17 protein-coding genes and 1 tRNA gene are annotated in these 20006 nt (G+C 70.3%); 9 read left to right on the top strand and 9 right to left on the bottom strand.

Translation table 11 applies throughout. The features are described from left to right. Positions 1–115: 115 nt before the first annotated feature. From JI745_RS16630 to ybaL, 3 genes are all read right to left on the bottom strand, one after another. On the bottom strand, positions 116–1579 hold the full coding sequence (locus JI745_RS16630) for a DUF1501 domain-containing protein (protein WP_236675019.1): 1464 nt from the start codon (positions 1577–1579) through the stop codon (positions 116–118). Between the two features lie 14 nt (positions 1580–1593). Next, positions 1594–3405 (bottom strand): DUF1800 family protein, encoded by a 1812-nt coding sequence (locus JI745_RS16625; RefSeq protein ID WP_201809313.1) that lies wholly within the window; start codon positions 3403–3405, stop codon positions 1594–1596. A gap of 149 nt (positions 3406–3554) precedes the next feature. Then, on the bottom strand, positions 3555–5261 hold the full coding sequence (gene ybaL / locus JI745_RS16620; protein WP_201809305.1) for a YbaL family putative K(+) efflux transporter: 1707 nt from the start codon (positions 5259–5261) through the stop codon (positions 3555–3557). Between the two features lie 141 nt (positions 5262–5402). On the opposite strand from ybaL, the gene JI745_RS16615 reads away from it, so the two are divergent. Together JI745_RS16615 and JI745_RS16610 are read left to right on the top strand one after the other, a co-directional pair. Continuing rightward, complete coding sequence (locus JI745_RS16615) at positions 5403–5909, top strand: pyridoxamine 5'-phosphate oxidase family protein (RefSeq protein ID WP_201809301.1); 507 nt, start codon at positions 5403–5405, stop codon at positions 5907–5909. Positions 5910–5922: 13 nt separating this feature from the next. Continuing rightward, positions 5923–6399: a response regulator transcription factor gene (locus JI745_RS16610; RefSeq protein WP_201809298.1), complete on the top strand. Its 477-nt coding sequence runs from the start codon at positions 5923–5925 to the stop codon at positions 6397–6399. 42 nt (positions 6400–6441) lie between these two features. Here JI745_RS16610 and JI745_RS16605 read toward each other — a convergent pair. From JI745_RS16605 to JI745_RS16580, 6 genes are all read right to left on the bottom strand, one after another. Beyond that, a tRNA-Phe gene (locus JI745_RS16605) sits at positions 6442–6517 on the bottom strand. A 37-nt stretch (positions 6518–6554) separates the two neighbouring features. Further along, positions 6555–7268: a response regulator gene (locus JI745_RS16600; protein ID WP_201809295.1), complete on the bottom strand. Its 714-nt coding sequence runs from the start codon at positions 7266–7268 to the stop codon at positions 6555–6557. Between the two features lie 6 nt (positions 7269–7274). Further along, complete coding sequence (locus JI745_RS16595) at positions 7275–9566, bottom strand: ATP-binding protein (protein ID WP_201809292.1); 2292 nt, start codon at positions 9564–9566, stop codon at positions 7275–7277. A gap of 19 nt (positions 9567–9585) precedes the next feature. After that, positions 9586–10170 (bottom strand): DUF4390 domain-containing protein, encoded by a 585-nt coding sequence (locus JI745_RS16590; protein WP_201809278.1) that lies wholly within the window; start codon positions 10168–10170, stop codon positions 9586–9588. A gap of 36 nt (positions 10171–10206) precedes the next feature. Beyond that, positions 10207–11523 (bottom strand): 16S rRNA (cytosine(967)-C(5))-methyltransferase RsmB, encoded by a 1317-nt coding sequence (gene rsmB, locus JI745_RS16585; protein ID WP_201809277.1) that lies wholly within the window; start codon positions 11521–11523, stop codon positions 10207–10209. Positions 11524–11554: 31 nt separating this feature from the next. Further along, on the bottom strand, positions 11555–12973 hold the full coding sequence (locus tag JI745_RS16580; RefSeq protein WP_201809268.1) for an FAD-binding oxidoreductase: 1419 nt from the start codon (positions 12971–12973) through the stop codon (positions 11555–11557). 112 nt (positions 12974–13085) lie between these two features. Between JI745_RS16580 and JI745_RS16575 the strand changes: the two genes are divergently transcribed. The 7 genes from JI745_RS16575 to JI745_RS16545 are packed head-to-tail and all read left to right on the top strand — an operon-like array spanning position 13086 to position 19995. Further along, positions 13086–13820: an RDD family protein gene (locus JI745_RS16575; RefSeq protein ID WP_310738664.1), complete on the top strand. Its 735-nt coding sequence runs from the start codon at positions 13086–13088 to the stop codon at positions 13818–13820. After that, a complete protein-coding gene (locus tag JI745_RS16570; protein WP_201809257.1) occupies positions 13817–14875 on the top strand; it encodes a stage II sporulation protein M in 1059 nt (352 codons plus the stop codon). Before JI745_RS16575 ends, JI745_RS16570 begins: the two co-directional genes overlap by 4 nt. Beyond that, entirely contained in the window at positions 14865–15602 is a 738-nt protein-coding gene (locus JI745_RS16565; protein ID WP_201809254.1) for a hypothetical protein, read from the top strand. Before JI745_RS16570 ends, JI745_RS16565 begins: the two co-directional genes overlap by 11 nt. Then, complete coding sequence (locus JI745_RS16560) at positions 15592–16338, top strand: DUF4129 domain-containing protein (protein ID WP_201809251.1); 747 nt, start codon at positions 15592–15594, stop codon at positions 16336–16338. The genes JI745_RS16565 and JI745_RS16560 overlap by 11 nt, the downstream gene beginning before the upstream one ends. Beyond that, complete coding sequence (locus JI745_RS16555; RefSeq protein WP_201809248.1) at positions 16335–17627, top strand: DUF4350 domain-containing protein; 1293 nt, start codon at positions 16335–16337, stop codon at positions 17625–17627. The genes JI745_RS16560 and JI745_RS16555 overlap by 4 nt, the downstream gene beginning before the upstream one ends. A 9-nt stretch (positions 17628–17636) precedes the next feature. Further along, positions 17637–18629 carry a MoxR family ATPase gene (locus JI745_RS16550; RefSeq protein ID WP_201809245.1) on the top strand — a complete coding sequence of 331 codons (993 nt, stop codon included), beginning with the start codon at positions 17637–17639 and terminating at the stop codon, positions 18627–18629. Positions 18630–18633: 4 nt separating this feature from the next. After that, positions 18634–19995: a DUF58 domain-containing protein gene (locus JI745_RS16545; protein ID WP_201809242.1), complete on the top strand. Its 1362-nt coding sequence runs from the start codon at positions 18634–18636 to the stop codon at positions 19993–19995. The last annotated feature ends 11 nt before the right edge of the window (positions 19996–20006 follow it).

The raw sequence follows: 20006 nt of genomic DNA, 5'->3' as shown, positions 1-20006 counted from the left end.
TGCCCGATGCGGGGCATGATGCCACGCACCCCCTCACGGCGCACGTCAGCGCAAACACCAGTCGGACACGCCCGCGCAGCGCCGCCGAAGCGGCACACTCACGCCCGCGGAAAGGTCAGATGAACGCGAGCCGACGGTTGCTGCCAAAGGCCGCGAGGCCGGGCAGTGCGGTGTCGATCTGCGCCTCGCTCGCCCCGAACCACGCGAGCAGCGTGGCCGCGTATTGCGAGACAGCGGTGGTCGGGATCCAGCGTCCCTGCAGCTCCCAGCTGTCGACGCCAACGTCGTCGCTGCCGCCCAGCACCAGCTGCGGGAAGGTGCCGTAGCTCGCGCCACCATTGACCGCGCCGCCGATCACCAGCTGCGTGTTGCCCCAGGCGTGGTCGGTGCCCAGGCTGTTGTTGGGCACGAAGGTGCGGCCGAAGTCGCTCTGCGTGAAGGCGGTGACGTCGCTGCCGAGGCCGAGGGCATTCATCGCGGAATAGAAGGCCCCGAGCGCATCGCCCAGCTCGCGCAGCAGGTCGGCATGCGTGCCGGTGGTGGGCGAGCCGCTGGCGATCTGGTTGCCGTGGGTGTCGAAGCCATCGAGCGCGGCGAAGAACATCTGCTTGTTGCCGCCCACCGTGGCGCTGCCCGCGATGAGCTTGGCGATCTGGTAGAGCTGGCCGGCCAGGCCGGTCGTGAATTCGCCGTCGGTGCCGACGAGCGAGGCGAAGGCTGCATCGATGGCGGCCACCGCGCCCGTGCCGCCGGGCTCGACGGCAACCAGCCCGCCCAGCCGCTCGGAGACCGCAAACGCATTGCGCTGCGCCGTGGCATAGGCTTCGGCGAGGTCGTTGTCCTGGCCGCTCGCGTAAAGCGCGTTGAGCGCGTCCTTGCGCGCGACGAAGGGTGCGTACTGCTGCGCCTCGGGCGTCAGCACATAGGCGCCGAACACATCGCCGGGCGTGTCGGGCAGCACCAGCGGCGACACGGTCTCGGTGAGGCCGAAGCGCGTGCTGCCGGCCACCGAGATCACCGGGTTGACGGTGGCGAGCGCCGCCGAGGCACGGCCACCCCAGCCGCTGCGGGTGAGCGGGCTGGTGCTGCCGGTCTCCCACTCGATCTGCTGGTCGGAGTGGGAGAAAAGGTTGGCGGGCTTGTCGGGCGAGCTGTCGGGCAGCGCGCGGAACTGCGACTTGGTGAGCGGGCGCGCGAGCGTGCCCACGTTGAACACCGGCGCCAGGTCGCCCGCGGCCCACGCGGGCGCAAGGCGGGCGAGCGCGGGGTGCAGGCCGTAGTTGATGCCGCTCATCGGCAAGAGGCTGGCCTGCGGAATGGCGAGGCCACGGCGCACACCGGCGTACTGCGCGTAGCGCGTGCCGTCATTGGGCACGACCATGTTGAGGCCGTCGTTGCCGCCGTAGAGGAAGACGCAGACGAGTGCCTTGTAGTCGCCGGCCCAGGCGCGGCGGGTGCCGAGCGTGAGGTTGGCGAGCGTGCCCACGCCGAGTGCGCCGGCGAGGGCCGCGCTGTTGCGCAGCAGCCATTGGCGGCGGTTCATCATCGGCAGCGCTTGGGAAGAGGCTTTGCGGTTCATGTTCGTCATCGTCCTCAGCGTTGCACGTGGTAGTGCGGGGAACCGTAGATCAGGAAGGCGGCGGTCTTCACGCGGTTGACGCGCCAGTTGGCCGGGTCGCGCGAGGACGTCCACCATTCGGTCGCACGCACCACCTCGCTGCGTGCCGTGCCGGTGAGCGTGCGGCCGAGCGCCAGGTTGGAGAGGCGGTCGACCAGCACGCCGGCGTCGGTGGCATCGGCGGTGTAGGCCGACAGGTTGACGAGCGTGCCGAGCGGGTTGGCCGCGCCGCTGTTGGCCGCCGGCGTGCCGCCCCAGTCGAGCAGGTAGGTGAGGTAGTTGAGCCGCGCGAGCGCGGTGCTCGCGTTGTGGATGCCGAAGGCCGGGCCCACCAACGAGGTGCCGGCCACCGGGTAGTCGGGCGGGTAGAAGTTGAAGACCGAGGGCGCACGGAACATGTGCTGGCGCAGCTGCTGGCCCCACCACCAGCTGAGGGCGTCGCCGTCGGTGGTGCCGGCCAGGCCACGTAGCACGCCGGTGAACATCAGCACCGGCTCGCGCAGGCGGCCAGCGCTGCGGCCGGGGCTGTCGCCGCGCGCTTCCGCGTCGAGCAGCACGGCGGCGACGGTGGCGGCGAGGTCGCCACGCTGGCCGCCGCCGAAACTTCCGTAGCGTCCGGTCACGAATGCGTTGGCGACGCGGCCCACGTAGGCCGGCGAGGGGTTGCTGCTGACCAGGTGCTGGATCAGCTGCTTGCCGATGAAGGGCGCGGTGTTGGGGTGCGTCATCACGCTGTCGAGCACGGTCTCGAGCGCCTGCGCGGCCGTGTGTCCGGCAGCGAGCGAGTAGCCGTTGAGCAGCGTGCGGGCGGCGGTGTCGTGGTAGCGGGCGACGGGCACCATGTCGCCGTCGTTGGCGCCGCCGTAGTAGCGGCAGTTGGCGCCGGTCGGGTAGCAGCCGTAGGAAGTGGCACCGCCCGAAGGGTATGTCCAGCCGGTGAGCGCATAGGCGTAGGCCCGCACCTGCTCGTTGGTGTAGGTCGGCGTGCAGGCGCCGTTGCGCAGCGTGCCGTCGGCGTTGAGCTCGCAGGTGCCGATGGAGAAGAGCTGCAGCAACTCGCGCGCGAAGTTCTCGTTCGGCGCGTCCTTGTCGTTGTTGGCGTTGTTGAGGAAGTCGCCCATCACCGGCGACAGCGACACCTTCTTCAGCACCTGCCGGTAGTTGCCGAAGGCCTCGCGGATCAGCACGTTGTGGTAGTTGCGAAAGCCATAGGTGCCCGAGACGTCGAGGTTGTTCACGACGACGATCTGCTGCAGCGCGTAGGCCACGCGCTGGCGCAGCTGGTCCTGCTGGCCGAGGGCGTTGCGGTAGAAGTCGGACAGCAGCGGCTCGGTGGAGTACCAGTCGCGCCAGCAGTTGGTGCCGCGGCCGTTGCAGAACTCGCCGGCGCCGGTGTACTGGTGTACCTCGCCCCCACCACCGCTGGTGTAGCGCGAGGTGTTGAGCTGCATCTGCGCCGCGACCCACGCCGACGCGCCCTGCGCGCGGATGGCGGTGACGAGCGACTCGGTGGGGCCGAAGCTGGCCTGGTCGGCGAGGCGCACCGCATCGCGCTGCGACATGGTGGCCGGGGCCGGCGCGGGCGGGGGCGGAGGCGGCGAAGACGGAGGTGGGGGAGGCGTCGGCGAACCCGGGGCCGGCGCGGGCGCGCTGCCGCCGCCACCGCCCCCTCCGCCGCCACCGCATCCGGCGAGCACGGCCGCGAAGAGAGCGCCCACCACCGCACGCTGCCAGCGCGGTGCGCCGGGCGGGGTCGGCTTCGGTGAGGTGGTGCAACGGTCCGGCATGGGCCTCCCTGTTTGATCAAGTGTCAATTCGCGTCAGCGCGAGCGCGGCGGAGCGACGGCTTGCGTCAGCCCCGCGCCGCCCCGGCAGGCGAAAGCCGATTGCAGCAGGAAGAGTGCCGGTGCTGGTTACCGGTTGTCAGCGGCCTGTTTCAATGACCGGGCGGGCGCATGCGCGACAGCACGTGCGAGCCCATGGTGGCGGCGAGCGCGTGCTCGCCGATGAAGACGGTGCCCAGCTGCTCCTGCGTGATGAGCGCGGCTTCGTCGTCGCTGTGCGCGCGCACCACGACTTCGATGGTGGGGTTGAGTGTCTTCGCCGTCTGGATCATCTGGCGCGCACCGAAGGTGTCGGGCGTGGCAACGACCAGCATGCCGGCCTGCGCGATGTGGGCCTGGATCAGCACGCCGGGGTCGGTGGCATCGCCGCTGACCGCCGGCACGTTGCGCGAGCGAAGCTCTTCCACCCGCTCGCGGTTCTGCTCGGCCACCACGTAGCGCACATGGTGCTCGTCGAGTTGCTGCGCGATGCGGCGGCCCACACGGCCATAGCCCACCAGCACCACCTGACCGCTCAGGAACGCCGGGTGCACCGAGGTCGGCAGCTCGGCCAGCGGGTCGTCGCGCATCTCCAGGCGGCGTGCGAGCGGCGAGCGTTCGCGCAGCCAGTTCTGGACCGGCTCGATGGCGCGAAAGAGCAGCGCGTTGAGCGCAATCGAGATCAGCGCGCCGGCGAGGATCAGGCTGTGCCCGGCCTGTGGCAGCAGCCCGAGCGCCATGCCGAGCCCGGCGAGGATGAACGAGAACTCGCCGATCTGCGCGAGGCTCGCCCCGACGGTGAGCGCGCTGTTCATCGGGTAGCGGAAGGCCAGCACGAGTGCGACCGCCGCGAGCGTCTTGCCGACCATGATGATGGCCACGACCACCAGCACGCGCAGCGGCTCCTGCAGCAGCACCATCGGGTCGAAGAGCATGCCGACCGAGACGAAGAAGAGCACGGAGAACGCGTCGCGCAGCGGCAGCGACTCGTCGGCCGCGCGGTGGCTGAACTCCGACTCGCGCATCATCATCCCGGCGAAGAAGGCGCCGAGCGCGAACGACACGTCGAAGAGCTTGGCCGACGCAAACGCCACGCCCACCGCCGCGGCCACCACGCACAGCGTGAAAAGCTCGCGCGAGCCGGTCTTGGCCACCCACCACAGCAGCTTGGGAAAGACGCGCCGGCCGACGATCAGCATCAGCGCGATGAAGGCCGCCACCTTGGCGAAGGTGATGCCGAGCGTGGCCCAGAGGCCCTGGCCGCCCGCCTCATGCCCCGCGGCCGCCTGGCCGCCGAGCAGCGGCGCGAGCGGTGGCAGCAGCACCAGCACGAGCACCATCACCAGGTCTTCGACGACCAGCCAGCCGACGGCGATGCGGCCGTTCATCGACTCGAGCACGCCCCGCGCTTCCAGCGCCTTCAGCAGCACCACCGTGCTCGCAACCGACAGGCACAGGCCGAAGACCAGCGAGCCGCCCAGGCCGAAGCCCCATGCGTAGCCCACGCCGAGGCCCATCACCGTGGCCACCGCGATCTGCAGCACCGCGCCCGGGATCGCGATGCGCCGCACCGCCATCAGGTCGTCCACCGAGAAGTGCAGCCCCACGCCCAGCATCAGCAGCATCACGCCGATCTCGGCCAGCTGGCCGGCCAGGCCCACGTCGGCGACGAAGCCCGGTGTGGCGGGCCCGATCAGGATGCCCGCCAGCAGATAGCCCACCAGCGGCGGCACCTTCAGCCGCGCGGCGATGAACCCGAAGACGAGCGCGAGACCGAAGCCGGCGGCGATGGTGGAAATCAGACTGACGTCGTGGGGCATTGGTGTTTTCGGTGTTGGAAGACCGGACAGCTCCTACACGCGGAGGCGCCCGTGGCTGATCGCTTCGAAGAAGGGTGGCTGGTTCAATCGTCGCATGGGCCATCGACGAGTGGTCACCCCCCAACGAACCAGGAGCACCCCATGGACGATCGAGACACCTCCTCCCGCGAGAAGCTCTGGGACCTGATCAAGGACATCAAGTTCGCGATGTTCACCACCCACCATCGCAACGGACACCTGCATTCGCGCCCGATGACCACGCAGAACACGCGCCTCGACGAGGACAGCAGCCTGTGGTTCTTCATGTCGGCGAGCGGCGAGCCGGTGGCCGACCTGCGCGCCGACCCTGAGGTCAACGTGGCCTATTCCGACCCCGACAAGGACGCCTACGTTTCGGTCTCGGGCCTGGCCCGCGTGGTCGACAACCCGGCCAAGAAGGAGCAGCTCTGGAACAAGATGAACGAGGCGTGGTTCCCGCAGGGCCCCAACGACCCGGACCTCGCGCTCGTGCAGATCCAGATCACCCACGCCGACTACTGGGACGTGAAGTCCAGCAAGCTCGTGCAGCTGATCACGATGGCCAAGGCGGCTGTCACCGGCCGCCCGCCGCGCGACATGACGCAGCACGGCGAAATCCGCATGCGATGACAGGGAGCGACCGATGCACGCGCTCAAGACCTACATCGTCGAAGACAGCCCCGTCATCCGAGAAAGCCTCGTCGCGTTGCTGGAAGAGTCCGTGCCGGTCGAAGTGGTGGGCACGGCAGAAGACGAGCTCACCGCCCTCAACTGGATGGGCGACCACCAGCGGCCCGACGACTGTGACCTCGTGATCGTCGACATCTACCTCAAGGGCGGCTCGGGCCTTGGCGTGCTGAAGGCCGGCGCCGGCGTCTACAAGCCGGCGAAGTGGGTGGTCTTCAGCAACCACGCGACCCCGGAGATGCGCAACCGCTGCCTGGAGCTGGGCGCCGATTGCGTGTTCGACAAGTCAAACGAGATCGACGAGCTCCTGCTCTACTGCAACCGGCTGGCGAGCAATGACGAGGCGGCGGACGAGAAGCCCGTCCCGCCGCCGGTCGAGCCGACCGAGACAGCGCCCGGCGCCACCGCCAGCCCGACCGCGGGCCTCGCGTGACGGCCAACAAAAAAGGCTCCCCGAACGGGGAGCCTTTTCATTTGGTGGCCAAGGGCGGAATCGAACCACCGACACGCGGATTTTCAATCCGCTGCTCTACCAACTGAGCTACTTGGCCGTCATTCTGGAAAGCGAGCCCGCGATTATAGCCACTCTCAGTTCCCGCCTGCGCCACGTTTGTTGCGGCTGAGGTCGACACCCAATTGTTTGAGCTTGCGGTACAGGTGGGTGCGCTCGAGGCCTGTCTTTTCGGCGACCCGCGTCATGCTGCCGTTCTCCTTGGCCAGGTGGAACTCGAAGTAGCTCTTCTCGAAGGCATCACGCGCTTCACGGAGCGGGCGGTCGAGCTCGAAGAGCTGCTCCGGCTGCGGCCCGAGCACCAGCGGGGCGACGGGCATCATCGGTGAGCCCGCGATGGCGCCCTCGAGGGTGAGGCCCCCGTCCAGGCGTGATGGCAGCGCCGACCCGTGGTTGTTGTTGGCGCCGCTCGCCGCCGCACGGGCTGCCGGCTTGGCGAGCGCCTGCTCGACCGCACGCAGCAGCTTCTGCAGCGTGATCGGCTTTTCGAGGAAGGCCATCGCGCCGACCTTGGTGGCCTCGACCGCGGTATCGATGGTGCCGTGGCCGGACATCATGATCACCGGCATGGTCAGCATGGCCGATGCGCCCCATTCCTTGAGCAGGGTGATGCCGTCGACGTCGGGCATCCAGATGTCGAGCAGCACGAGGTCGGGGCGCACGCGTTCGCGGATGGCGCGCGCCTGAGCTGCGTTCTCGGCCAGCTCGACGCTGTGGCCTTCATCGCTCAGGATTTCGGACAGCAGGGCGCGGATGCCCAGTTCGTCGTCGACAACAAGAATGGTGGCCATGAATCCTCAGTGCGCACTGGCCTCGGGAGGTGCTGGAGAAACAGCTGCAGGGCTGTCGGCCGGCGCAAATTTCGAAAATGATAGCGAAACTTGTGCCCCCGCCACCTCGGCCCCACCCGGGCCCGTGTAGGTGAGGTTGGACAGGCGGATGCGGGCGCCGTGCTCGTCGGCGATCTTCTTCACGACTGCAAGCCCGAGGCCGGTGCCGCGTGTCTTGGTCGTGACGTAGGGCTCAAAGGCGCGCTTGAGCACCTTTTCCGAAAAGCCCGGGCCGTTGTCGATGACCTGCAGCCGCACGGCGCGCAGCTCGCCCTGCTCGGTGCGGGCGATCTCGGTGCGCAGGCGCATGCAGCCGTCGGGCCGATCGGCGATGGCGTCGAGCGCGTTCTGCACGAGGTTGTGGATGACCTGTCGCAGCTGCGACGCGTCACCCATGATCTGCGGCAGCCCGGTTGCGAGCTCGGCCTTGAGGCGGCCCGCCTCCTGTGCGGTGGCGTAGAGCGCGAGCACCTCGGTGGCCAGGGCATTGAGCTCGAGCGCCTGTGGCTTGGCGGCCGGCAGGCGCGCGTAGTCGCGGAACTCGTTGACCAGCTGCTTCATCGCCTGCACCTGGTTCACGATGGTGCCCACCGAGCGCGCGAGCATGGCCTGGTCCAACCCTTCGAGCTTGGACTCGAGCTTGTGCTGCAGGCGCTCGGCTGAGAGCTGGATGGGCGTGAGCGGGTTCTTGATCTCGTGCGCAAGGCGGCGCGCCACTTCGCTCCACGCCTCGGCACGCTGGGCCGACACCACCTCGGTGATGTCGTCGAACACCATCAGCCGGCCGGCATGGGGCATGGCGGCGCCGCGCACGAGCAACGTGATCTTGTCGCCGTCCTTCTCGCCATTGACCCGGTCGGCCGTCTGCAGGTCGAAGGCGTCTTGCCAGTGGTCGCGCTCGCCGGCCTCGGGGCTGTCCTGGTGCTGGTCGAAGCGTTGCTTCACGGCGGCGGCAAACTCCTGCAGGCCCGGCACCTCGTCGAGCGTGCGGCCCCGGTAGGCCGAGACCGGCAGCCGCAAGATGCGCGTGGCACCGGGGTTCACGGTGTCGATGTGGCCATCGCGGTCGAACACGATGACGCCGGCGGTGAGGTTGTCGAGGATGGTCTGCAGGTTGGTGCGTGCGGCCTCCAGCTGCGCGAGGCTGCGCTGCACCAGCGAGCGCGCTTCGGAAAGCTGCTCGGTCATGTCGGCAAACGATCGGGTGAGGCCGCTCAGTTCGTCTTTCGACGCGAACACCGGCTTGCGCGTGAGGTCGCCGCGCGCCACCTGCCGCACGCCCTCGGCCAGCACGAGCAGCGGGCGCGCGAGCTGGTTGCCAAGCGTCACCGCGAGCAGCAGCGCGCCGAACACCGCGAGGATCAGCGTGAGTGTCAGCGTGCCGATGTACATGCGGCGCAAACCATCACGTGCCAAGGCCCGCTGCTGGTACTCGCGGTAGGCCGCCTGCACGGCCAGCGCCTGCGTGACCATCGCGCTCGGCAGCAGCTGCGTCACCATCAGGAAGCGGTCTTGCGAGCCGAGCGCGATGCTGTCGCTCGGCATGTGCGCGAGCGCCCGGATGCGCGCGCTGCCGGATTGCGCGGCGGTGTCTTCGTCCAGCCCTTCGAGCTGACCGACGATGCGCGCGCTGCGGGCCTGGCGCAGCAGCAGCGGGCTGGGCCGCTCGGGTGCTCCGGCGCCGGTCAGCCCACCGGCGGTGACGAGCACCTGCCCGCTCGGCCCGAGCAGCGTCACCTCCTGGGCGAAGAGCTGCTCGCGCAGCCGCTCGAGCGCGAGCGGCGGCACCGGGTTGGGTGTGTCGCTCAGGCGCTCGGCCGCGAGGCGCGTCTTGGTGACGAGGTCGTTGACCTGCGCATCGAGCGTTCCGCGGCCGAGGCTCAGGCCCGCGTCGAGGGCGCCCTCGACCTTCACGTCGAACCAGCTCTCGATGCTGCGCGAGACGAACTGGTACGACACCACGTAGATCAGCAGGCCCGGCACCACGCCCACCATCGCAAACACCGCGGCCAGGCGCAGCAGCAGGCGGCTGCCGAACTTGCCCCGCCGCACGCGCAAGAAGAGCCGCACGCCGGCGATGCCGATCACCAGCACGAGCAGCGAAGCCACCACCACGTTGACCCAGAACAGCCACACGTAGTGGCGCTCGTAGAGGCCGCGGCTGTTGGTGGCGAGCGAGAGCAGGAAGACGAGCACCAGGCCGGCGCCCGTCACCGCGACGAGGGAGATGATCCATGCCCAGCGGGTGGCCTTGGTCATCGTCGACTGCCTTCGGGGCTCAATTCAACCGGCGGACGCGCTCAGCCTTGAGCGACCAGTCGGACTGGCCACCGATGCCGATCTGCATCGGGCGCGGCATCTGCGCGGTGTCGAGCTGGTAGCTGAACTCGACGTAGACCTTGCCGTCATCGAGCTGCGAGGCGTCGACGAGCTTCCAGTTGACGCTGCGGCTCACCGCCACCAGCGCATCCGACAGGTTGTCGTAGTGCTGGCTCAGGCCGCCATAGGTGACGCGGTACTTGCGGGTCAGCGGCTGGAAGGCCAGGCGCCAGGTGCGGGTGGCGTTGGCCAGGCGCTTGTCGGTCCAGTACCAGCGGTCGCGAAAGACCTCGGCCTGCGCCACGAAGAAGAGCGGCACGCCCTTCTGCAAGGCCTCCTCGATGGGCTTGGACAGCTCGAAACGGGCCGCGAAGCTGAGCACCAGGCCGTCATCGGTGCGCGCCAGCTCGAAGCTGTCGAGGGTGACCGGCTCGGCCTGCGCCGCGCCCCCCGCCCCCAGCGTGAGGACCAGCGCGGCCAGCACTGCCCCGGCCGCACCGCGCACCCAGCCGACAAGCAACCGGATCCAGGCAGGCAGCAGCAAAGAAACGGTGCGGGTGGGTCGGGCGCAGCGCAAAAGTCAGGGAGCCTTGGCCAGCAGAGCGTAGAAAAAGCCGTCTGGCGATGCACCTGAAGCGGGCGCCGCGCCGTTGTCCGAATTGTCGGGCAGCGGCAGCAGGTGGCCGGGCGCAGTCGGCTGCAGCGCGGCATCTGCCGCCCCCCGGCGTTGCAAAAAAGCGTCGATCACCTGCTGGCCTTCTGCCTTGAAGACCGAGCACGTGCAGTAAAGCAAGCGCCCACCCGGCTTGAGCAGGGGCCACAGCGCGTCGAGCAGTTCGCCCTGGGTGCGGGCCAGGGCGGGGATGTCGCTGTCGCGGCGAAGCCAGCGCACGTCGGGATGGCGGCGCACGATGCCGGACGCGCTGCACGGTGCGTCGAGCAGGATGGCGTCGAAGGGCTGGCCGTCCCACCAGCTGTCCGGCCGGCGGGCATCGGCGGCCACGCTGCGAGCCGCCAGGCCCAGCCGCCGCAGGGTGTCGTGCACCCGTTCGAGGCGCACCGGGTCGGCGTCGAGGGCCAGCACGTCAAGCTCGGCCAGCTCGAGCAGGTGCGCCGTCTTGCCCCCCGGGGCGGCGCAGGCGTCGAGCACGCGGGCACCGGGCGGGAGGCCCGGGCCGATCAGCAAGGGCGCGGCCAGCTGGGCGGCGCTGTCCTGGACCGACACGTCGCCGTCGGCGAAGCCGGGCAGCTGCTGCACCGGCACCGGCGAGCCGAGCAGCAGCCCCTGCGCGCCCGCCGGCCGCGCGGCGATGCCGGCCTGCCGCAAGCGCTCACGGTAGGCCTCGACCGATCCGCGGCGGGTGTTCACCCGCAAGGCCATCGGCGGGTGGTGGTTGTTCGCCGCCAGCACCGACTCCCATTGCGCAGGCCAGTCGGCGCGAAGCCGGTCGATCCACCAGCGCGGGTGGTTGTGGTGGGCGACCGGGTCGGCCTCGGCGGCCTTCACCAGCGCCTCGCGCTCGCGCAAAAAACGGCGAAGCACCGCATTGATGAAGGGGGCGCTCGACTGCGAGCGGCGCTTGGCGGCATCGACCGCCTGGTCGACCACCGTGTGCGGCTCGTAGCGGGCGCCGTCCTGGGCACCGGGCCACAGCAGCGCCAGTGCGGTCAGCAGCAGCGCATCGACGGGTGGCGAGGGCGTCTTGGGCGCGAGGCGGGCACGAACGGCCTGTGCGGCCCCGAGGCGCCGCAGCACCTCGAACGACAAGGCCTGCACCCCGGGCCGCGCGTCGGAGGGGCAACGCGCGAGGGCCTCGTTGAGCGACCGGCCGGCGCGCACGGCCTGCACGGCGTCGGCGGTGTGGGAGATCAGTTGGGACAGCGGGAGGGACTTCACCCGCCGAGTCTACGAGGGCGGTTTGACCGGGCTAACTGAAGATCTTTCCAGGGTTCATGATGTTCTTCGGGTCCAGCGCCTGCTTCAGTGTCCGCATCATCGAGACGGCGCCCTCCCCGGTTTCTTCGACGAGGAATCCCTGCTTGTGCAGCCCCACGCCATGCTCGCCGGTGCAGGTGCCGCCCACCTTGAGCGCACGCTGCACCAGCTGGTGGTTGAGCTGCTCGGCCAGGTCGCGCTCGGCCGGGATGGTCGGGTCGACCAGGTAGCCCATGTGGAAGTTGCCGTCGCCCACATGGCCGACCAGGAAATACGACAGCCCGCTCGCCTCGACCTCGGCCACGCTGTCGTTGATGCAGTCGGCCAGGCGCGAGATGGGCACGCAGGTGTCGGTGGTCACCGCGCGGCAGCCCGGCTTGGTCTGCAGGGCCGAGAGGTAGGCATGGTGACGCGCCGCCCACAGGCGCGTGCGCGCTTCGGGCGTGGTGGCCCATTCGAAGCCCTGGCCGCCCAGCTCGTCGGCAATCGCCTGCACGGTGGCCGACTGTTCGGCCACGGCCGCGTCGCTGCCGTGGAATTCCATCAGCAGCATCGGCGCCTCGGTCAGGCCCAGCTTGTCGCGCTTGTTGACGGCGCGCACGGTGTTCGCATCGAGCAGCTCGCAGCGCGCGATGGGCACGCCGAGCTGGATGACCTGGATCGTGGTGCGCACCGCCGCGTCCACGGTCGGGAAGGTGCACACCGCCGCCAGCACGGCCTCGGGCAAGGGGTACAGGCGCAGCGTGATCTCGGTCATCACGCCCAGCGTGCCTTCGCTGCCCACCATCAGCCGCGTGAGGTCGTAGCCGGCGCTCGACTTGCGCGCCCGCGTGCCGGTGCGGATCACCTCGCCCTGCGGCGTGACGACGGTCAGGCCCAGCACGTTTTCGCGCATCGTGCCGTAGCGCACGGCATTGGTGCCGCTGGCGCGGGTGGCGGTCATGCCGCCGAGGCTCGCGTCGGCACCGGGGTCGATGGGGAAGAAGAGGCCGCTGTGGCGGATCTCGTTGTTGAGCTGGGTACGCGTCACGCCGGGCTGCACCGTCACCGTGAGGTCGTCGGGCTGCAGCGACACGATCTTCTGCATGCGCGAGAGGTCGATGCTCACCCCACCCTGCACCGCGAGCAGGTGGCCTTCGAGCGAGGAGCCCACGCCGAAGGGAATGACCGGCACCGCGTGCGCATCGGCCTGCTTCACGACGAAGGCCACGTCCTCCGTGCTCTCGCAGTAGACGACGAGGTCGGGCGGCGGCACGTCGAACGGCGACTCGTCGCGGCCATGCTGCTCGCGCACCGCGAGCGCGGCCGAGCAGCGCTCGCCGAAGCGCGCGCGCAAGGCCTCGTGCATCTCGGGCGGCACCGGGCGGCGCTCCATTGGCGGCAGCACATGGGAAGGAAGCGGGGCATTCACGGGCAGGCTCCAACGACAGATCGAATGCACCGATTCTGCGCTTCCCGGGGAAAGGCGCCCCCTAGAATCCGCCCGCAAACCAATGCCATGCGCGGGGAGGCGCACACCACACGTGCAACACGTGTCTGCCGAGCACCAGGCCGTCGTGTCCCTCGACACGCTGTACACCGCCGAGACGCCGGAGGGCATCGCCCTGTCGCTGCGCCCCGCCGGCGCCGCACCCCGTGCGCTCGCCTACCTGGTCGACCTGGGCGTGCGCTTCGGGGTCTTCATGGTGCTGTCGATCGCCGCGATCCCGCTCGGCGGCATGGGCCAGGGCCTGCTGCTGGTGAGCTACTTCCTGCTGGAGTGGTTCTACCCGGTGTTCTTCGAGCTGACGGGCTCGGGCGCGACACCCGGCAAGCGCATCTTCGGCCTGCAGGTGGTGATGGACTCGGGCCTGCCCGTCACGCCTGCCGCCGCCATCACGCGCAACCTGCTGCGGGCGGCCGATTTCTTCCCCTTCCTCTATGCCAGCGGCCTCCTGACCATGCTGCTGCGGCGCGACTTCAAGCGCCTGGGCGACCTCGCCGCCGGCACGCTGGTGGTCTATGACGACACCGTGGCCCTGCACGGCCAGCTGCCCGATGCCCCCGCCACCGCGCCGGTGCGCCCGCTGGCCCCGCGCGAGCAGGCGGCCATCGTCGCCTGGGCCGGGCGCGCGAAGCGGCTCACGCCGGCACGGCTCGACGAGCTGGCGCAGCTCGCGCGCTCGGTCACGCCGGGCCAGGGCGGCGACGCCACCGGCCGTCTGCTCGGCGTGGCGCAGTGGCTGGTGGGCAACCGCGATACCGGAGGCCGCCGATGACACCTCGCCTCTTCGAAGCCCAGAACGCACCGCTGTGGGATGAGCTCGAGCAGACGCTCGACCGTGCCGAAAAGCGGGGGCGAGACAAAGCGAAAGGCGGCAACGAGAAGGGCAAGCCACCCAAGTCCGCCGGCAAGCCCCGGCCGCTGGACGGCGCGCGCCTCACCGAGCTCTACCGCCGCGCCTGCGAGCACCTCGCCTTGTCGCAGGCCCGCGCCTACCCCATCCACCTGACGCAGCGCCTGGAGCTGCTGACGCAACGCGCGCACCGCCTGATCTACCGCCGCCACGACTACGGCATCGCCCGGCTGCGCCAGCTGGTGCTGATCGACTTCCCGCAGGCGGTGCGGCACCAGCGCTGGCACCTGCTGGCGGCCACGCTGCTGTTCCTCGTGCCGGCCGTCGCGGCGGGCCTGGCCTGCTGGGCCGACCCGGGGTTCATCCTGCACATCACCAGCGCCGAGCAGGCCCAGCAGTTCGACCAGATGTACAGCAGCAGCGAGCATGCGATCGGCCGCACGCGCAGCGCCGAGACCGACTGGGCCATGTTCGGCCACTATGTGATGCACAACATCGGCATCGGCTTCCAGTGCTTCGCGGGGGGCATCTTCTTCGGGCTCGGGGCGATCTTCTTCATGGTCTTCAATGGCGTGATGCTCGGCGGCATCGCCGGCTACCTGACCGGGCGCGGCCACGTCGAGAACTTCTGGTCCTTCGTCGTCACGCACGGCGCCTTCGAGCTCACGGCCATCGTGCTGGCCGGTGCGGCCGGCCTGCAGCTCGGGCACGCACTGCTCGCGCCGGGCCGCTACAAGCGGCTGGAAGCGCTGCGCCGGGCGGCGGCCGAGGCCATCGTGGTCGTCTACGGCGTGATCGGCATGCTCGTCATCGCCGCCGCGATCGAGGCCTTCTGGTCGTCGGCCCGCTGGGTGCCTGCGGAGGTGAAGTACGGCGTGGGGGCGGCGTGCTGGGCGCTGGTCTTCGCCTACCTCGGCCTGCAGGGCCGGCCGGCCCGCGCGCCGGCACCGGCCGCCGGGAGCACGCATGCAGGTTGATGCGATCGCGGTGGAGCTGCGGCCGCGGCCCATGTGGGAGGCGTCGGACCTGGGAGTGCGCCTGGTGCAGGCCCATGCCCGCTCGCTCTGGCGCACCTGGCTGCCGCTGTACCTCGTGTTCGCGTTGCTGGCGCTGGCGACGGTGGAGGTCTCGCCCTGGCTTCCGCCCGTGCTGATCTTCTGGCTCAAGCCCTGGCTGGACCGCAGCATCCTCTTCGTGCTGTCGCGGGCGGTGTTCGGGCAGGCGACCGGCTTTGCCGACCTGTGGGCGGCCAAGGGCAGCGTGTGGGGTGGGCAGCTCATCACCACGCTGCTCTGGCGGCGGTTCTCGCCCTGGCGGGCCTTCACGCAGCCGATCTACCAGCTCGAAGGCCAGCGGGGCACGGCGCGCCGGCAACGCCGCAAGCAGCTGCTGCGCCAGCAGCGGGGCGCAGCGCTCGGCATGCAGATCGCCTTTTCCTGCATCACCACCTCGCTCACCTTCGGCACGCTGGCATTGGCGCTGTGGTTCGCGCCCGAGGAGCTGCGCGGCGACGTCCTCAACTGGATGGCGGGCCGCGGTCAAGACGACAGCGTCCTTGCCTCGCTGTGCACCGCCGGCGTCTACGCGGCGGTCGTCGCGCTGCTCGAGCCCTTCTACGTGGCCGCGGGTTTTGCGATGTACCTCAACCGCCGCGTGCAGCTCGAGGCCTGGGACATCGAGCAGGAGTTCCGCCGTGCGTTCTGAGGCGATCGCAGCGGTGCTCCTGAGCGCTGCCCTGCTGGCCGGCCCGGCCCATGCGGCAGACGCCGCCTCCGCGCCCACGCGCGAGCAGGTGCGCCGCGAGGTCGCCGAGCTGCAGCAGGACCCGAGCCTCTCGGGCAAGCGCCTGCAGAAGACGCTGCGCTTCAAGGACCGCAACACGGCCGACAAGAAGAAGGAGACGCCCAAGGACGACAGCGCCTGGGCGTGGCTGCGCAACTTCTCGCGCTGGCTCACCGAGGCGGGCCGCGTGGCGGTGTGGGTGGTCGGGCTCGTGATGGTGGCCCTGCTCCTGGTCGGCCTGCGCCACTGGATCCGCGTGCGCGCCGGGGCGGTGAAGGGCACGGCCGCCGGTGCCCTGCCCAGCCATGTGCGCGACCTCGACATCCGGCCCGAGAGCCTGCCCGATCGCATCGGCGAAGCGGCGGCTGCGCTGTGGCAGAAGGGCGAGCACCGTGCTGCGCTGTCGCTGCTGTACCGCGGCGCCCTGTCGCGGCTGGTGCACCAGCACCAGGTGCCGATCCGCGCCGCCAGCACCGAAGGCGAATGCCTGGCGCTGGCCGCACGCCGCCTCGCCCCGGAGCGCAGCGCCTATTTCGGACGCCTGGTGCAGGCCTGGCAGGTGGCCGTCTACGGCGCGCGCCTGCCCGAGAACGACACCGTCGTCTCGCTGTGCCGTGACTTCGACCTGCACCTGCGCAGCAGCGGAGCCGGCGCATGACGCTCACCGAGAACCAGCGCACCTGGGGCCTGCGCGCGCTGCTCGCGCTGCTGCTCGCGGGCGTGGTCGCCTGGCTCGCGGCCAACACCGAATGGGTGGAGGTCGAGCTGCCCCTGCCGCCGCGCGGCGAGGCGGCCCGCAACCGCCACCACGCCACGCAGGAGCTGCTGCGACGGCTCGGCACCACGGTCGCCAAGCCGGAGAACCTGGCACAACTGCCGCCACAGGGCGCCACGCTGCTGTTGACCTCGTGGCACTGGGACTTCGTGCCCCAACGCTCGCAACGGCTGCAGCAGTGGGTGGAGGCCGGTGGGCACCTCGTCCTCTTCAGCCACGACCTCAACCACCAGCAGCTCAAGCGCTGGCTGCCGGTGACGCTGCTCGATCCGGAGCGCGACGAGGACGACGAAGACGAGGACCCCGAGGCGCCCGACGATGACTCGGTCGATGACAGCAAGGAAGCCTCGCCACCAGGGAATGCGCGGCGCCCCTTCCGCCCCGGCGATCTGTTCAAGCTGCGGTGTTACGACGCGGCCGAGCCGGACGGCGTGGCCCCGTACTACCCGGGCGGAGCGCGCCAGTACAAGCTGTGCGGCATCCTGGTGTCGGGCCGCAAGCTGCAGGCCAGCGCACCGGTGCTGTGGTCCATCGACGGGCCCCACGGCCCCTTCGTGCTGCGCGTGGCCAAGGGCCGCGGCTCGGTCACCGTCATCCAGCCCTCGAACCTGCTCGACAACAACCGCGTGCTCGAGTTCGACAACGGCCTGGCCACCGTGGCGGCCCTGCAGGCACGCCGCGGCGCAGTGGTGTGGTTCGTGGCCGAGGAGGCGCGGCCGTCGTTGCTGACCTGGCTGTGGCAGGAGGCCGCGGCGGCGGTGCTGCTGGGCGCTGCCGCGCTGCTGCTGGCGCTGTGGCGCGCCGCCCGCCGCTTCGGCCCCTTGGCCGCCAGTGCCCCGAATGCACGACGCTCGATGACCGAGCAGATCGCCGGCACCGCGCAGTTCCTGCGCCAGCAGGGGCCCGAGGCGCTGCTGGCCGCGCAGATCCGCGCACTGGAAACTGCGGCCCGCAACCACATCCGCCTCTACGACACGCTCGATCGCGGCCAGCGCGCCGCGGCCATCGCCAGGCACACCGGGCAAGACGCCGCCGCGCTCAACTCCGCGCTCGACAAGAGCCTCGCCCGCAAGCGCACCGACCTGCCGGCCACGCTCGAGCTGCTCGAAACCGCGCGCCGGCTGCTGGTGCAGAAGGCATCCCCCGTTTCCCGTCCATCGAAGAAAGACTGAGGACCTCCCATGCAACTCAAACCCACGGACATCGAGCGCGCAGCCGGCCTGCTCAACGAACTGCGCAACGAGGTGGGCAAGGCCGTGGTCGGCCAATCGCAGGCGGTGGGCCAGATCCTGGTCGCACTCGTGGCGTCGGGCCACGTGCTGATCGAAGGCGTGCCCGGGCTCGGCAAGACGCTGCTCGTGCGCTCGCTCGCGAAGGCGATGTCGCTGCAATACGCGCGGGTGCAGTTCACACCCGACCTGATGCCGTCCGACATCACCGGCCATGCGGTGCTCGACGCGCGCGGCGGCGATGCCAACTCGCTCGGCACGCTGCGTGTGCACCGCGGGCCGGTGTTCACCCACCTGCTGCTGGCCGATGAAATCAACCGCGCACCGGCCAAGACGCAGGCCTCGCTGCTCGAGGTGATGCAGGAGTACCAGGTCACGCTCGAAGGCCAGACGCATGCACTGCCGCGGCCCTTCATGGTGCTCGCGACGCAGAACCCGATCGACACCGAGGGCACCTACCCGCTGCCCGAGGCGCAGCTCGACCGCTTCCTGTTCAAGATCGACATCGGCTACCCGCCGCACGACGAGGAAACGGCGATCGTGAAGCGCACGACCGAGCAGCAGACGGGCGACCAGTTCCCGCTCGAGGGCGTGGCCCCGCGCGTCGACGAGCGTTCGGTGCTCACGCTTCAGCGCATGGTCGCCTTCATCCGCACCGACGACAAGGTGCTCGACTACGCCGTGCGCCTCGTGCGCGCCACGCGCAACTGGCCGGGCCTCGCCACCGGCGCGGGCCCGCGCGCGGCCATCGCCCTGGTGCGTGCGGCGCGCGCCACCGCGCTGATGCAGAACCGCGATTTCGTGACGCCCGACGACATCAAGCTGCACGCCCTGCCCGCGCTGCGCCACCGCGTGCTGCTGGCACCCGATGCGCAGCTCGAAGGGCGCAGCGTGGGCGAGCTGCTCGACGGCGTGCTCGACAGCGTCGAGGCCCCCCGGCTCTGAGACGATGCCGGCGCTGATCCCCAGCCGCAACGCGGTGCTGGCGCTGGCCGGTGCGGCCACTGCCTGCGCGGCGGCGTTGCTGCTCGGCGCACCGCTGGCCCTCGTGAGCCTGGTCGCCAGCGGTGCGGCGACCGCCGCGGGGCTGTGGGCCGTGCTCGACCTCGCGCTCACCTGGCGCGCCTGGCGCCGGGCCCCGCTGCGCACCGTGCGCACCCTGCCCGACGCGCTCGCGCTCGGCGTGCCGCGCGTGCTCAAGCTCACGCTGGTCAACGACAGCCCGTGGCGGTGGCGCGTGGCCGTCTTCGACGAGGTCGACCCGCAGCTGGCCTTCGACGGCCTGCCCCAGCAAGTGCAGCTGCCCGCGGGCAAGAAACTCGAACTGCAGTACACGGTGACACCCCAACGGCGCGGCCCCGTGCACCTGGGCGCCACGCAGCTGCGGCTGCGCTCGCGCGGCGGTTGCTTCGAGCTGCTGCGCACCGTGGGCGAGCCGCAGCGCCTGCACGTCTACCCCAACTTCGCCGCCGTGGCGCGCTACGCCTGGCTGGCCGGTGACCGGCGCCTGGCCAGCATCGGCATCAAGACCTACCCGAAGCGCGGCATGGGCACCGACTTCAAGCAACTTGCCGAATACCGCCCCGGCGACCCGATCCGCCACATCGACTGGAAGGCGACGATGCGCCACGGCAAGCCCATCGTGCGCGAGTTCCAGGACGAGCGCGACCAGCGCGTGATCTTCCTGCTCGACTGCGGTCGCCGCATGCGCGCCGACGAAGGGGCCGGCAGCGATCGACGCGACGGCAGCCACTTCGACCAAGCACTCAACGCGCTGATGCTCCTGAGCTACGTGGCCCTGAAGGAAGGCGACGAGGTCGGCGCGGTGACCTTCGGCCATGCGCCGGGCCAGGGCCGCCGCTTCGCGCCGCGCAAGGGCAGCGCCACGCTCAACGCGCTGATGGCCCGCCTCTACGACATCGAGCCGAGCGCCACCCATTCCGACTACCTGGCGGCGGCCGAGGAGTTGCTGAAGGTGCAGCCCAAGCGGGCACTCGTCATCATGCTCACCAACTTCCGCGACGAAGATGCCGCCGAGCTGAAGCCTGCGCTCAAGCTCTTGCGCAGCCGCCATCTCGTGCTGGTCGCGAGCCTGCGCGAACGGGTGCTGCGCGAGCTCGCCACGCAGCCCATCACCGAAGACCGGCACGCGGTCGAAGTGGCCACCGCTCACCTCTTCACACAAGCCCGCACTGATGCTTTCGCCCGCACGACGGGCCACGATGCGCTGTCGGTCGACGTGGAGCCGGATGCACTGGCCGTGACGCTCGTGAACCGCTATCACGCGGTCAAGCGCAGCGGGTTGCTGTAGCACCCCCTCGC

The sequence above is a fragment of the Piscinibacter sp. HJYY11 genome (assembly GCF_016735515.1).
Lineage (GTDB): Bacteria > Pseudomonadota > Gammaproteobacteria > Burkholderiales > Burkholderiaceae_C > Rhizobacter.
The sequence above is the reverse complement of the archived record's forward strand: the minus strand, read 5'-3'. Positions and strand labels throughout refer to the sequence as shown.